Annotated in this window: 10 protein-coding genes and 2 pseudogenes; 9 read left to right on the top strand and 3 right to left on the bottom strand. The window is 69.1% G+C overall.

Annotated elements, in window-relative coordinates:
• The first annotated feature begins 473 nt into the window (after positions 1-473).
• From ACFXKG_RS23980 to ACFXKG_RS23960, 5 genes are all read left to right on the top strand, one after another.
• The gene (locus tag ACFXKG_RS23980; RefSeq protein ID WP_384842618.1) at positions 474-941 is read left to right on the top strand and encodes a GntR family transcriptional regulator; all 468 of its coding nucleotides are present in this window, start codon (positions 474-476) and stop codon (positions 939-941) included.
• 4 nt (positions 942-945) lie between these two features.
• A complete protein-coding gene (locus ACFXKG_RS23975) occupies positions 946-1,884 on the top strand; it encodes an ABC transporter ATP-binding protein (RefSeq protein WP_384842800.1) in 939 nt (312 codons plus the stop codon).
• The gene (locus tag ACFXKG_RS23970) at positions 1,881-2,960 is read left to right on the top strand and encodes an ABC transporter (RefSeq protein ID WP_384842615.1); all 1,080 of its coding nucleotides are present in this window, start codon (positions 1,881-1,883) and stop codon (positions 2,958-2,960) included. The genes ACFXKG_RS23975 and ACFXKG_RS23970 overlap by 4 nt, the downstream gene beginning before the upstream one ends.
• Before the next feature lie 157 nt (positions 2,961-3,117).
• A complete protein-coding gene (locus tag ACFXKG_RS23965) occupies positions 3,118-6,432 on the top strand; it encodes a S8 family peptidase (RefSeq protein WP_384842612.1) in 3,315 nt (1,104 codons plus the stop codon).
• A gap of 671 nt (positions 6,433-7,103) precedes the next feature.
• On the top strand, positions 7,104-7,943 hold the full coding sequence (locus ACFXKG_RS23960) for a hypothetical protein (protein ID WP_384842609.1): 840 nt from the start codon (positions 7,104-7,106) through the stop codon (positions 7,941-7,943).
• Positions 7,944-8,033: 90 nt separating this feature from the next.
• Here ACFXKG_RS23960 and ACFXKG_RS23955 read toward each other — a convergent pair.
• Positions 8,034-8,141: pseudogene (locus tag ACFXKG_RS23955) on the bottom strand (IS5/IS1182 family transposase); the annotation flags it as partial.
• A gap of 234 nt (positions 8,142-8,375) precedes the next feature.
• Here ACFXKG_RS23955 and ACFXKG_RS23950 point away from each other — a divergent pair.
• Positions 8,376-9,182: a hypothetical protein gene (locus ACFXKG_RS23950; RefSeq protein ID WP_384842606.1), complete on the top strand. Its 807-nt coding sequence runs from the start codon at positions 8,376-8,378 to the stop codon at positions 9,180-9,182.
• Positions 9,183-9,210: 28 nt separating this feature from the next.
• On the opposite strand, the pseudogene ACFXKG_RS23945 reads toward ACFXKG_RS23950, so the two are convergent.
• Both ACFXKG_RS23945 and ACFXKG_RS23940 read right to left on the bottom strand, forming a co-directional pair.
• Positions 9,211-9,366: pseudogene (locus ACFXKG_RS23945) on the bottom strand (IS5/IS1182 family transposase); the annotation flags it as partial.
• Entirely contained in the window at positions 9,315-9,911 is a 597-nt protein-coding gene (locus ACFXKG_RS23940) for an HIT family protein (protein WP_384842603.1), read from the bottom strand. The pseudogene ACFXKG_RS23945 and the gene ACFXKG_RS23940, both read right to left, overlap by 52 nt.
• A 152-nt stretch (positions 9,912-10,063) precedes the next feature.
• Here ACFXKG_RS23940 and ACFXKG_RS23935 point away from each other — a divergent pair, with 152 nt between their 5' ends.
• The 3 genes from ACFXKG_RS23935 (at position 10,064) to ACFXKG_RS23925 (ending at position 14,123) form a co-directional block, all read left to right on the top strand.
• Positions 10,064-10,825 carry a hypothetical protein gene (locus tag ACFXKG_RS23935; RefSeq protein ID WP_384842601.1) on the top strand — a complete coding sequence of 254 codons (762 nt, stop codon included), beginning with the start codon at positions 10,064-10,066 and terminating at the stop codon, positions 10,823-10,825.
• Between the two features lie 354 nt (positions 10,826-11,179).
• A complete protein-coding gene (locus ACFXKG_RS23930; RefSeq protein WP_384842598.1) occupies positions 11,180-12,091 on the top strand; it encodes a hypothetical protein in 912 nt (303 codons plus the stop codon).
• A 181-nt stretch (positions 12,092-12,272) separates the two neighbouring features.
• On the top strand, positions 12,273-14,123 hold the full coding sequence (locus tag ACFXKG_RS23925) for a multicopper oxidase family protein (protein WP_384842595.1): 1,851 nt from the start codon (positions 12,273-12,275) through the stop codon (positions 14,121-14,123).
• Positions 14,124-14,376: the final 253 nt, after the last annotated feature.

Genomic DNA, 14,376 nt, shown 5'->3' with positions numbered 1-14,376 from the left:
GTCGCCGGAACGGGAACGAGCCCGGGAGCCGGAGCCGGAGGCGGAACCGGTCGAACCGTCAGGGCTTGCGGTGTTTGCGGCGGCCGGGGTGCGGCGCGTGGCGCGGTAGTACGTACGCGGGTACGGGCGTGGGCAGTGCTCTGAGGGTGTGCCGGCCGCTGAAGTCCTGAAGTCGTCGGCGTCGAGAGCGAACTCCGTGCCCGCGAGGGGCCGTTCCTGTGCCGCCTTCACCGCACTCGGATGCTGGGACACGTACACCGGCACTCCCGGGCGCACGCCCAGGCGTTCGGACTCCGCCTCCAGCGCCTGGCGGCGCTCGCCCTCCGCCGGCGGGCTCATAGGCCCGGTAGTAGCCCTTCTCGCCGTAGAACGGCACGACGGCCTCATCCGGCAGCTTGCTCTCCTCGTCCCCGGTCGGCATTGACAACCTCCCTCGCACCTCTCCATCATCATTCCACTAATCAAGTAGTGGAATGATGGTGGTGATCGTGGAGTACCGCATCGACAGGCGGAGCGGGGTCCCCGCCTTCCAGCAGATCGTGCAGCAGACCAAGCAGGCCCTCCGGCTGGGCGTACTCGTGCCGGGTGACCGGCTGCCCACCGCCAAGGAGGTCGCCGAGACCAGCACGGTCAACCCGAACACCACCCTCAAGGCGTACCGCGAGCTGGAGCGCGAGGGCCTGGTCGAACCGCGACCGGGCCAGGGCACCTTCGTACGCCGCACGCTGGGCCGCCCCGAGACGGGCACCGACTCGCCGCTGTACGCGGAGCTGGTGGCGTGGATGTCGAAGGCGGCCGGGGCCGGTCTGGAGCAGGAGGACGTGGCCGCGCTGGTCGCGTCGGCGATGGAGAAGCAGTACGCCGCCGGGAACGTGGCGGCAACGGGGTCCACGACAACGGGGTCCACGGGGGCCACGACAACCAGGAGCACAGGTGAGTGAAGGTATGTACGCGGGGGAACCGGCGATCGAGGCGTACGGGCTGGGGATGCGCTACCGGCGGGGCTGGGCGTTGCGGGACTGCTCCTTCCGGCTCCCGGCGGGACGGATCTGCGGCCTGGTGGGACCCAACGGGGCGGGCAAGACCACGCTGCTGAGCATCGCGGCCCATGTCCTGCAGCCGACGAACGGCTCGATCAGCCTGTTCGGTGAGGCTCCGGGCTCGGTGGAGTCCGGTCGGCGCACAGCGTTCCTCGCCCAGGAGAAGCCCCTGTTCCGCCGCTTCACCGTGGCGGAGACCCTGCGTCTGGGCCGGGAGCTGAACCCCGGCTGGGACCAGCGCGCCGCCGAGGACATCATCCGCGCGGGCAACGTGCCCTTCGACGCGAAGATCAGCACCCTCTCCGGAGGCCAGCGCACCCGCGTCGCCATCGCCCTCGCCTTCGGGAAGCGCCCCGAACTGCTGCTGCTCGACGAGCCGATGTCGGACCTCGACCCGGTTGTGCGCCACGAGATCATGGGCACCCTCCTCGCCGAGGCCGCCGAGCACGGAACCACCGTGCTGATGTCCACCCACGTCCTCGCCGAACTGGAGAACGTGTGCGACTACCTCGTCGTCGTCTCCGGCGGCGGAGTGCGCCTCGCCGGTGACGTGGACGAGCTGATGTCCATGCACACCCTGGTCACGGGCGCCAAGGAGGGTGACGGCATGCCTCCCGCCCCCGCCCTCGGGCACCACACCCTCGTCGAGTCCCGGACCAGCGGACGGCAGTTCACCGCGCTCATCCGCCCCGCGGGCCCGGTCACCGGCCCCTGGGACATAAACGCCCCGAACATGGAGGAACTCCTGCTCGCCTATCTCCGCTCACCCGACGCACCACCGCTGATCACCCCCACCGCCCAGGTCCACGGTCAGGGGTTCGGCACCGGGGCGGTGGCGGCATGAGCACCTTCACCCGCAGCTCGACCAGCACCTCGACCGGCTCCACGAGCAACGGCAGGAACGGGACCATGAACGGGACCACCGACGGGACCTTGAACGCGACCACCACGGAGGCCGACCGGCGCCCCCGACTCAGCGGTATGACCTGGCTGGTCTGGCGCCAGCACCGGGCCGCGTTCTGGACGATCCTCGCCGCCACCGTGCTCGCCGTGGCCTGGATCGTCTACCAGCGCGGCCAGCTGGTCGACTTCCTCGACGGCTACGGCTATCCCGGCAAGAGCCTCGACGAGGCGGGCGCCGAGTTGCCGCAGTACAACGACGCGTTCTCCTTCGTCTCCATGGGTCTCCAGGCGATACCCATCCTGCTCGGTGTCTTCCTCGGCGCCCCGCTCATCGCGGGCGACCTGGAGAACGGCACGGCCAAGCTGGTCGTCGCCCAGTCCATGAGCCGGACCCGCTGGCTCGCCACGAAGCTGGCGCTGACCGGACTGGTGGTCGTGGTGAGCACGGGCGGGCTGTCGGCGGTGTTCGGCTGGTGGTGGAACCCCGTCAAGCCCGAGGTCACGATCATGGACTGGACCTCCAGCGAGGCCTTCAACACGACGGGCCCGGTGCCCGTCGCCCTCACCCTCCTCTCCGTCTTCGGCGGGGTCGCGATCGGTGTGGTGCTGCGCCGCACGCTGATGGCCATGGTCGTCACCTTCGGGTTCACCGTGGCCGTCCAGCTCGTCTGGTCCTACTCCATGCTGTCGCTCGGCAACGCTGTCACGGTCACGACGAACAGGGGTGTCACGGCCGAGAGCGCTTTCCCGTCGCTCCCCCACGGCGCCTACGAGCTCGACCAGTCGTATGTCACCGGCAGCGGGGATCTGGTGGGGTCGGGCAGCTGTACGGGGTCGGGGACCGACGAGGCATGGCAGGTGTGCCTGGACAAGGCCGATGTCGTGGGCTGGTCGGTGCAGTACCTCCCGATGTCGCAGATGAACGCCATGCAGTGGTTCGGGGCGTCGATTCTGTTCGCCCTGACGGCCGGTGTCGTGGCGTTCCTCTTCTTCTGGGGTCGTAAGCGGCTCGTCTGAGTCCGTACGCCCCGCGCCCCTTTGCGAAGGGGCGCCTCTTCCCCCTCTGTTTCCTCGTCCCGTCCGCCGGGCTGCTCTGCCATGCCCGAAGGTCCAGAGAGAATGGCATGCCTTGAATCACCCTAAGAGGCGAGCGAGTGAGGCTTCCGCTCTCGCCGTGCTCGTAGCCGCCGCCCTTACCACGGCCCTGATCGGTGCCCCGGAATCCGGGGCCGCACAGTTCGACAGCGGTACGGCAGGTACGGCCGGCGCCCTCGGCAAGGCCAGGACAGTCACCCTCGTCACCGGTGACCGGGTCACCCTGGACGCCACCGGACAGGTCACCGGTGTGCGGCCCGGCAAGGGTCGGGAAGGCACCGCCTTCCGAATAGCGCGGCACGCCGCCCGGACCTACGTCGTCCCGCGTGACGCCGAGCGGCTCCTCGCGAACGGCACCGCCGACCGGCGGCTGTTCGACGTGACGCAGCTGGTCAAGTGGGGTTACGACGACGCGGCCCGCCCCGACCTCCCGCTGATCGTGACGTACGCCAAGGGCCGCACCCTCGCGCCGAGCGTGCTGTCCGCCGCCGGAGCCCGGGTCGGCAGGGACCTGCCCAGCGTCAACGGGGACGCGCTGAAGGCCCGTAAGTCCGAAAGCGCCGACCTGTGGGAGACGCTCACCGGCAGCGGGGGGACGGCGCGGGAGAGGTCGGCCGCCGCCGACCGGGTCGAGAAGATCTGGCTCGACGGGAAGGTCGAGGCGGCCCTCGACCGGAGCACCGCGCAGATCGGCGCCCCCGAGGCCTGGGCGGCGGGGTACGACGGCACGGGCGTCAAGGTCGCCGTGCTGGACACCGGAGTTGACGGCACGCACCCGGATCTGAAGGGCCGTATCGACGCGGCGAAGAACTTCTCCGAGGCGGCGGACACGGTCGACCGGGTGGGTCACGGCACGCATGTGGCGTCCACGGTCGCGGGGTCCGGCGCGCACTCCGGGGGCAAGTACAAGGGGGTCGCGCCGGGCGCCCGGCTGATCAGCGGCAAGGTGCTCGACGACGGCGGCTCCGGCGAGGAGTCCGGGGTCATCGCCGGCGCGCAGTGGGCCGTCGCGCAGGGTGCCGAGGTGGTCAACCTCAGCCTGGGCGGCCCCGACAGCCCCGGTGACGACCCCGTCGAGCAGGCGGTGAACGAGCTGTCCGCCTCCTCGGGCGCCCTCTTCGTGATCGCCGCCGGCAACGAGGGCCCGAGCGCCGGAACCGTCGGATCGCCGGGCAGCGCCGCCGCCGCGCTCACCGTGGGCGCGGTGGACCGTGCCGACGCGATGGCCGACTTCTCCAGCCGCGGCCCGACGGCGGACGGTTCCCTCAAGCCCGACCTCACCGCCCCCGGCGTCGACATCGTCGCCGCGAAGGCCGCCGAGGGCACGGAGGGCGACCCGGCCGCCGACGGCTACGTGTCGATGAGCGGTACGTCGATGGCGACCCCGCATGTCGCGGGCGCCGCCGCGATCCTCGCCCAGCGTCACCCCGACTGGACCGGTGAGCGCCTCAAGGCCGCGCTCACCGCGTCCGCCGAGCCCACCCCCGGCGTCTCGGCGTTCGCGCAGGGTACGGGCCGTACGGACCTCACCCGCGCGCTCGACCAGCAGCTCACCACCACGCCGACCACCCTCGGTTTCCCCACCCAACAGTGGCCGCACACCGACGACCAGCCGGTCACCAGGACCATCACCTACCGCAACGACGGCGACCGCCCCCTCACCCTCGACCTGGCCACCGAGGCGTACGGCGAGGACGGAAAGCCCGCCGCCGAGGGCATGTTCGAGGTCTCGCCGAAGCGGCTCACCGTCCCGGCGGGCGCCACCGCGACCGCCCAGGTCACCGCCGACTCCAGCGCGGGCACGGTCGACGGCTCCTTCGGCGGCTCGGTCGCCGCGACGGACGGGGCGGGCACGACCGTACGGACCGGTGTTGGCGTACAGCGCGAGATCGAGTCGTACGACCTGACCGTCAGGCATCTCGACCTCAGGGGGAAGCCCGCCGGGCGGTCCCAGACCGGGGTGCAGGGCCTGGACAACGAAATCTGGCAGGACTACTCCGACGACACGGACGGCGAGTTCACCGTACGGCTGCCCAAGGGGCGTTACAGCCTCGAAGGCCGTATCGACACGGGCGCCACCCCCGACGCCGGGGACCTGGCCCTCCTCCTCAACCCGAAGTTCTCGCTCACCCGTGACACCACCCTCGTCATGGACGCCCGCAAGGCCAAGCCGATCCGGATCACCGTGCCGGACAGCAGGGCCAAGCACACCGACGCCACCCTCAACTACGGGTTCGACATCGACGGGTACCGGAGCGTCTCCACGTACGACATGGGCAGCTTCGGCAGGCTGCGCGTCGGTCAGTTCGGGGCCCGGCTGCCGGCGGGCGAGGCGTTCGCGCAGTACAACGGCACCTGGACGCACGGCAGTACGAGCTACCGGCCGGCCTGGAACCGTATCGGCGACCTGTCGGGCTTCACCGCGAACCTGAAGCGCGCGCAGTTCGCCAAGGTCACCATCCCCGTCGGTGAGCCCGCCAAGGACAAGAAGGGGTCGCTCGTAGCCGCTCCCCTCACGCCGGGGGGCAGATTCTGGGCCGACTTCAACCCGACCAAGTTCTCCCTGCCGGCCACCCTCACCGACTACGTTCTGCCGGGCGTGAAGTGGCGGTACTCCGTGTCGCAGGAGGGCCGCCCGGACGCGGACGGCGAACGCGTGATGGACGCCGGCCAGTGGACCGCGAACCCCCGGGCGTACAGCGCGGGCAAGCAGTACACCGAGCGGTTCAACACCGGCGTCTTCGGCCCGCATCTCACGGGCCCGCTGACCGGCAACGAGGACCGTCCGGGCGCGGTCCGCGTCGGTGACACCTTCATGGCGTACCTTCCGCTCTTCTCCGACGGCGCCGGGCACGTGGGCGACTCCCGTTACAGCAAGGCCAGGAGCACCCTCTACGCGGGCGGCACGAAGATCTTCGCCGCCAACACGGACCTGGCCGGCGTCTCGTACGAACTTCCCGCCGGTAAGCGCACGTACCGCCTGACGACGGACGTCTCCCGCCCCACCTCCCTCTCGTCGGTCTCCACCCGGGTCGCCGCCGAGTGGACCTTCACCTCCGCGCACGTCACCGGCGTCGGGCAGCGGCTGCCGCTGTCGGTGGTCCGCTTCTCGCCGAAGCTGAGCGCGGCGAGCACGGCCGAGGCGGGTACGCGTTTCTCTGTCCCGTTCACGGTCGAGGGCGCGGCCACCGCGCGCACCGCCCGCAAGTTGGCCTTCTCCGTCTCGTACGACGACGGCCGGACCTGGCACCCGGCGAAGGCGGTCGACGGCAAGCGCCTCGACCTGCGCCACCCGGCGAAGGCGGGCACGGTCTCTCTGCGCGTGACGCTCACGGACGCGGCCGGCAACACCCTGAAGCAGACGATCCACCGGGCCTACCGGGCCGTCAAGTAGGCGTCTTTACACGTGTGTTGGTTGAAAGCCCGGGTCGGCTTCGGCCGGCGTGCCGGGGTCGAGGGCGGCGCCCACGACCCCGGCGGGCAGGGTGCCCAGGAGAGGGTGGCTCTTTCCATAGGAACGGGCTCTGGCCCAGTTTGGCTCTGTGATGTCGTCGCGCTGAGTGATCAGTCCTCTTGGATAAATTCAGAGCGCTGGGGTCAGGGTGCTCGTATAGTCGGGTCGCCGCGCAACCGTCGTCGTGACCCGACCGCGCCCTTCTGCCCAGGCACAGGCGATGGTGACAGCCTTGCAGGATCAGGCCGCCTGTCTCCACAACGCCCAACTCCGGGCAGGAATTGCCTGAAGGAAGCCAGGAGGGCGAGGGTCTTGCACCCGGAGTGCAGCCATGTCTATGCGACGGTTCTCATCGCGCGTGGCTGGGAACGAGCGTTGTCAGTGGCCGGTGTTAGGTTCCGGGTGCGCTGTCGAGGAGATCGTTTTGCCACCCCCTCCGAGGTCTTTCGGACCAATATTCCGACAATCGACAGCCGTGATCGCACCCCCGGTCCGCTCAGGACCGGGGCCCAGTTCTATGAGGGAGAACCTTGATAAGAAGCAGCGTGCTGGGTCGCAGAGTGGCCCGTACGGCGGCCGTCCTCACAGCGGCTCTGGCCCTGGCGGTGACGGTGGCCCCGCTGACGGGCACGGCGCAGGCTCATGAGGCGGTAACGGGGTCGCTCAGCTTCAGTGGTGAGCCGGGTGAGTACATTTCCGGCGGACTGTCCCACACTTTTACCCCTGAGACGACGGACATGTTCGACATCTCCGGGCCGACATCCGAGTCCGCCGTGGGCGCCACAGTCGTCACGCCTGAGGGCGAGCGCTGGGCCCTTTCCATGCAAGCCCCTTACGGTCAGAAGCTGACTCCCGGCACTACCTACTCCAACGCCCTCAGCTGGCCCGAGGCCCGGCCGGAGGACCCCAAGCTGCAGTTCAGCGTGACCGACAGGTACTGCGAGAGCGGCACCGGCTCCTTCACCATCTCGGACATCGTTTACGGACCCCACGGCTACATCCGTGAGGTCGACGCCACCTTCGAGCGGTACTGCAGCGGATCCACGCTGCCCGTGCGCGGCGAGCTTCACGCCCGGATGCCCGAGCCGCCGGCGGAACTCTCCATCGGCGTGGGCCTGAACACCACGGGCTCGGTGGACACACGCACCGGTGAGATCACCGTCGGTGGCACGGCGACCTGCAACAAGCCGGCCCGTATCAGCCTTAACGTCAGCGCCTACCAGACGCAGAAGCGCGGCACGGCGAGCGGCTCCCACGAGGATCTGACCGTTGTCTGTGAGCCAGGCGCCCCGGTCCCGTGGACCACGTCCTTTCCCAGTAACATCGACCCCACCGCTTCCTTCAAGCCTGGTGCCGCCACGCTCCGGGCACTGGCCAGGGCGGACGACCGTGACTACCCGGTGAGCGTCAGCGACTTCCAGAGCACCGACATCGTTCTCGTCAGGTCCTGACCCCGTGGCGGGCCCGGCTCAGCCGGGCCCGCCCTGCCGTGGCCCCGTCAGGCGGCGTGTGGTGGGACGCTGATCCCAGCGGTAGGCGTGGAGAGTCGGTCCGAGCAGAGGCGAGTCGTGGCGGTTGGCTCCCGCCGCGACCAGGCCGAGCGGGACGCCGCAGGAATCAGTGGCGACCGAGCGTTTCAGCACCTGTTTTTGATGCTGCCATGACCATCAAGACGGAGTGCCCTCAGGCTGCTGTCGGTGTGTGATTGCTGGGACACTCGCCTGGTAATGGAGGAACGCGGATCGCGCCGGTGGTTGCTTTCTGAGCTGCCGGTTCTTCTTGGTCGGCAACACATGTGCCGCCGCGGTCCCGAGGAGGAACTCCGCCCCCGAGGATGCATCCGAGCAGGTCCGTTGTCAGAGCAGTGCGCTTCACTGTCCGCCATGAAGCTCACGCAGACGACCGTCAACGATTTGCTGGCTCAGCTCGGCTCGGCAGACGGCTACATGTACCTGCCCGGCGATCTGGACCTGCAAGCTCTGACCGACCTTCTCGCCAGCAGGTACGGAACCCCTCGCACCCTCGTCCTTGACGGCTTCGCCGATCCGACGGTCGATGGTTCCAGCGGTGCGTCTCTCCTCGTCCCTTTTGAGGATCGGGCGGTGAAGATACGGGCGTGGGCGTACGGGAATCAGTGGGTCGGAACGGGTACGGCGCGAGACGACGAGGGCGTCGTGCGGCCGGTGCTGGTGGTCGCTCGGAGGCAGGTGCCCGAACCTTTGTCGGTCACCCCGGACGAGTGCGAGGACATCGACTGGGTGGATCGGCTCATACGGATCACCGGCTGGACGCAGCCCGCCCGGCGGCCGGACATGCACTGGGCGGAAGTGGAGTCGGGCCTGGGCACCGAGCTCCCGACCGACTACAAGCGCATGGTCGAAACATTCGGCGAGGGCGCCTTTGACGCATGGCTGAGCCTGAACCAGGAGCCGTGGACGGGGCTCAGGGAGGACGGGCTGCTCATCTGGGCGGGCACGGAGCACGAGGACTTGTACTGCTGGCGGGTTGACGGCGACGACCCCGACCGTTGGCCCGTCGTTGTCCGGTCCTACGATCTCGAGGTTGATCTCCCCTTCGACTACCAGGCCGCCCAGTTTGTGTGTCGCATCCTCGTCGACCCGCACCACCCATTCACGATGGCCCACTATTTCGACACGCACTGGTTCATGAACTACCAGGAAAGCGACTGAGTACCTGCTCCTGTCAGGCTCTTCTTTTCCGGGTGGGACGCCTGGTCAGCAGGGTGATCGCCGCCCACGTGATCAAGGTTTCGGAGTGCTGGACGAGTCGTTCGTAGTCCCGCGCGTGCCGACGGGCGTGCATCATCCAGGCCCAGTTTCGTTCCGCGACCCAGCGGCGGGGCAGCACGATGAAGAGCGTTCAGATGATGAGGTGAGTCGGGTGTGAAGGGAGCGCGCGATTTCATCCACCAGGTCAGCTGTGACTCGTTGTTGTGCCGGACGCCTGAGCAATTCGAACACCTTCGGTCCGCGCAGTTCCTGAGGCAGGTTTGCCATGCGTGGCATCACGTGGAAGTGCACATGCGCGAAGCCCTCGACCTCGGCGAACTGTGCGACGTACGTCTTGATGCAGCCCGTCACGTCGTGGAGTGCTCGGGACAACCGCACCTGCCACGTGCCCAGTGTTGTCGCCTCGGCGTCGGTGAGTTCATGCACGGCTGTGACGTGGCGTCGGGGCAGCAGGACGAGCCAGCCGGGGAGAGCGGTGTCGAAAGCGTGAGCCACCCGCCAATGTTGATCGAAGGCGATGCGCTCGCTGAGTGGTAATCCGTCCAGGCGGGCTTCCTGGCTGCATGTGTAGCACTCCGGTGTCGTCATGGCCGGATCGTAGGCCGTGTACCCGCCGGGTTCCGGCTCGGCTTCCGTGACGCCGTCGCTCCCGTGACTGTCGGTGGTCATGCAATTCGGGTCTGAGGTTGATCTCGTGAGGCGGTGTTCTCGGTGATCGCAGGCATTCAAGGAGGCGGTATCGGTGTTGGCTGTGGGGCGGACCCGGTAGATTAGCGATCTTCGGGTGGCCGCGGTCTCCTGGAGTCCCAAAGGTGAACGCCATGAAGAACCGCGACAGGACATCCCCACGACTTCGCCTCGACAGCGCACTGGACGGCCTGAGCACCGTCTTTCGCGGGATGTCCGCCCACACCGATGAAGCCAACTGTGAATGTCACTGGGGAAGCGCGGAAGACCTGGCGCTGCTGAAGACGCCGGATACGGAGCTCGACCCCGACCTTCTGCGTCGCACCTGGCAGGCAACCGACTGGACCTACAAGGCTTCCGTGCTGCGTCGGATCTTGCCCCAGTTCGCCACGGCTCTCACCCGCGGTCTCATCGCGCCTCATTTTGGTATGGAGGAAGTCGGACGCACCTTCCACCGCGCCAAGTGGCAGCAGTGGCCCACCGAGCAGGCCGCAGCAGTGGAAGAATTCCTGCACGCATGGTGGGCCCACGTCCTCACCGATCCGGACCCCACCGTGCCGCCGTACGAAGTCCTCGCCCTGAACGCCGAAGCCTCCGCCACGCTCGGTCCGTGGCTCCGCACCTGGGAAACCCAGACTCACCCCACGGCTGACCAGCACTTGGCGGAAGCAGTGACCCACTGGGAGTGCACACTACTTGGGGATTTCCTTCCCTGGGACACCTGGCACGACGAGGACGACATGCGCGCCGGGCTGACAGCCTGGCTGCTGCTCCATGCCCCCGCTCGACTGCAGGCCCGCGGCGCTTCTGAAGAGCAGCTCCACCGGATACGGCTGCTCGGCCTCACCTCCCCCGACCGCTGGGAGGACCCGCACTGGCCGGGGTTCCGCTCCTGAACCCCGAGCCGTGTTCCGCCACACCGGCGGCTCGGGGCTTGAGCTTCGGGTTTCGGGGTGGGGGTGCGTGCGGTGCTGAGCTGGGGGGACGGGGGTGGTGGGGTGGCCCGGGGCTTGAGCTTCGGGGGTCGAGCCCTGCTTGTGAGGAGTGGTTGGTTCTTGTTTCCCACCCACCCTCCCCACCTCGGAGGTTGACGTTTTGCGATCGGTTTGCCACGCAGGGTGAGTAGCGTCTAGCGTGCCCCTGAACGTAAAACGGTCCCCGCCTGGTGTTCACAGCACCTGACGGAGACCTCACCGGCAAAGAGAGTGTTCTTTGTGGCTGCTTCGCAGTTTAGTGTTGCGCCGCCGCGCGTGCACACCGCTTCCCATCCGATGGCCAGTGCCGGGTACGGCAAGCGTTCGGTTGCCGGTCAACCGGGCCCCTCCGGCGATGATTTCGCGCTGCTGCCGGGGCGGGAGGCGGCCATCGCCGGGTTCATCGACCGGTTGCCCGACGGGGCCGATATTTCGGTGAAAGCGCTGGCCAAGGTGATGGAGTACGGGCAGTGCGCCTTACGGACCGCCCTGAACTTCCTTGAGGGGGCCGGGCATCTGCTGCGGCGACGGGAGAGGGTGGTCGGGCCCGGCGGTGGGCGGTGGGTCACCCGTACGTGGTTCTCCCGCACCGCCCGCGATGATGACGCCTGGAGCGCGGGTGTTGATGCGGGCGAGTCGGCCACTGAGGCGGCGCGCGTCGCGGCACCGGACCCGGCGCCGGTTTCGGCCCCCGCCCCCGCCCCCGATCCCGCACCGGCCCCGGTCGCGGCGCCCGGCACACGGGCGGGGCGGTCGCGAGGCTATCTCCTGCTCGCCTCGGTCGGGCGGCGGTGTTCCGCGCTGTCGTTGTCCGCCGCCGACTGCGAGGCTCTGGAAGCGCTGACCGCCGAGTGGTTCGTACGTGGGGCCGGTGAGGAGGATGTGCTGCGGGCCCTCACCGACGGGCTGCCGTTACCGGTCCATTACCCGGCCGGGTTCGTACAGTCCCGGCTCATCGCCAAGCTGCCGCCCGAACCGGTGGATGTGCCGGTGGTGTCGCATCGGGCCGCCCCGGGCCGGGTGGAGTGCGGCACCTGCCGGGCGCCGGGGCAGCCGGAGGCGTTTGTCGACGGGGAGTGCGGCACCTGCCGGGGCGCGCCCGCCCCCGTACGCGACCCCGCCGCGCTGCCGCCGGACCGGGTCCGGATCCGCGCCGCCGAGGCACGGAGCGCCGCCGCCCGCGTGTAGGCGTGCGGTGTCGACGTGAGGAGCGGCTGACGGCGGACGCTCGCCAGGATGGCCGAAATTCTCCGCAACCTTTACGGATCATATGGAAACGGGCAACCGGGGCGGATGGGGGTGAGTCCTACCTCGTGAAGGTGCCGTCGGGATCGTCCGGCGGCACGGGGGAGTCAACGGGGGTTGAACCTTGTCCGAGAACAACATCAGCGCGCCCGAAAACAGTGTGGACGCGGAGAACGGCGCCGCCGCCGAGGTCGGGGGGCTCACGCCGTACCTGGACCGGCTGCGTGTGCCGCAGACGCTGCGGCCCGGCAGCGGGACCGAGAAGATCGAGCTGCGCTCGACCTGGGTGCGGCTGCACTCGCAGATGGCGCCGACCCATGTCTTCGCCTACAACGGGCAGTTCCCGGGGCCCACGGTCGAGGTGCGCAGCGGGCAGCGGGTCCACATCGCCTGGACCAACCGCATCAAGAACGCGCCGTACCCGGTCGTGGCGGGGGAGGCGCCCGCCGTCAACGGCGCGCCCGCGCCGCACGCGCTGCCGGGCCGGGGCGACGGGTTCGTGGAGATCAAGGAGGTGGCCGATCTCCCGGCCTGGTCCGTGACCCATCTGCACGGCGCCGAGACCGGCGGCGGCAACGACGGCTGGGCGGAGAACGCGGTCGCGTACAAGGACGCGCAGCTCTCCGAGTACCCGAACGAGCAGCCCGCCACCACGCTCTGGTACCACGACCACGGCATGAACATCACCCGGTGGAACGTCTTCGCCGGGCTCGTCGGGATGTATCTGATCCGCGACGAGGAGGAAGCGGCGCTCCATCTGCCGAGCGGGAAGTACGAGGTCCCGCTGATCCTTTCCGACCGTAACTTCGAGACGGACGGCCGGGGGCGGCCCACCGGGCAGTTGCTGCACAAGGTGCGCCGGGCGTCGGCAACGCCGGACGCGGAGTCGGGGAAGTTCGTCACCCTGCCGTTCTCCGGCCCGTACAACCTCGTCAACGGGGTGGTGTGGCCGTACCTCGACGTGGAGGCCCGCTGGTACCGCTTCCGGCTGCTGAACGCGTCCAACGCGCGGATCTACAACCTCGCCCTGGTCGACGAGGACAACCGGCCGGTACGCGGCGCGATCCGGCAGATCGGTTCCGACGGCGGGCTGCTGCCCCGTCCGGTCCCGGTGGAGTACGACGAGGCCACGCTGCGCGGGCTCTCCATCGCGCCCGCCGAGCGGATGGACCTGCTGGTCGACTTCCGGGCGCTGCGCGGGAAGAAGGTGCGGCTGGTCAATGTCGGCGGGCAGCCGGCCGGTACGCCGGACCCGGCGCGTGACGTGCTGTTCCCGCAGATCATGGAGTTCCGGGTGGGGGCGCTGCCGGTCGTGGACCGGTTCGTCCTGCCGTCCGTCATCTCCTCGTCGTTCCGCCGGCTGACCCATGACACGCCGCACGGTCACCGGCTGATCGTGCTCAGCGCGCCCGGTACGAAGGGCGGCGCGGGCCACCCGGAGATCTGGGAGATGGTGGAGGTCACCGACGGCTCGGCGGCGCCGGGGCAGGACGGGGTGATCGCGCTCCTCGGCGAGGGCGAGCAGACGCCGAAGATCTACCGGCGGATCGCCAGGACCTTCGACGACGCGCTCGGGTTCAAGGTCGCGCACGGCGACTACGAGTTGTGGAACCTGCTCAACCTCGGTGGTCCCACGCACCCCATGCACATCCATCTGAGCCAGTTCCAGGTGCTGGAGCGTGAGGTGTACGACGTGTCGGGCTTCAGCCCCGGCGGCGCCACGACCACCTCGCCGATCAGGTACACCGGAGCCAACCCGGTCCCGGACAACGAGCAGGGCTGGAAGGACGTGTTCCAGGTCCGGCGTGGCGAGATGGTCAAGGTCATGGGGCAGTTCACCGGGGCGCACGGCCGGTTCATGTACCACTGCCACCTGCTGGAGCACGAGGACATGGGCATGATGCGGCCGTTCACCGTCATGCCCCGGGAGGTGCTGGTCTTCGACCACCACCAGCCGGGTCACGGCGGCCACTGACAGTACGCGGCCGGACCGGGCTGCGTCGGCGGCCGGACGCTGTTGCCCACCCCCGTGAGGCAACGGCGTCCGGCGCTTCCACGACCCAGGGCCGTCGCTTACGTGCCAGCGAGGTTGATCCTGTAGGTGACGCGAGCGGAAGTCAACTATCGTGGATTAAAGCTTGAGATGGAGGCGGGGATTCACCAATTCCTGCGCGCTTTGCCCCGATTCTTCACAACGATCGTGTAAATCGGCCCGGCTGCGTGCTCCC

The sequence above is a fragment of the Streptomyces sp. NPDC059255 genome (assembly GCF_042752355.1).
Classification (GTDB): Bacteria; Actinomycetota; Actinomycetes; order Streptomycetales; family Streptomycetaceae; genus Streptomyces.
Note: the sequence above shows the minus strand (reverse complement) of the source record. Positions and strands in the feature narration are given on the sequence as shown.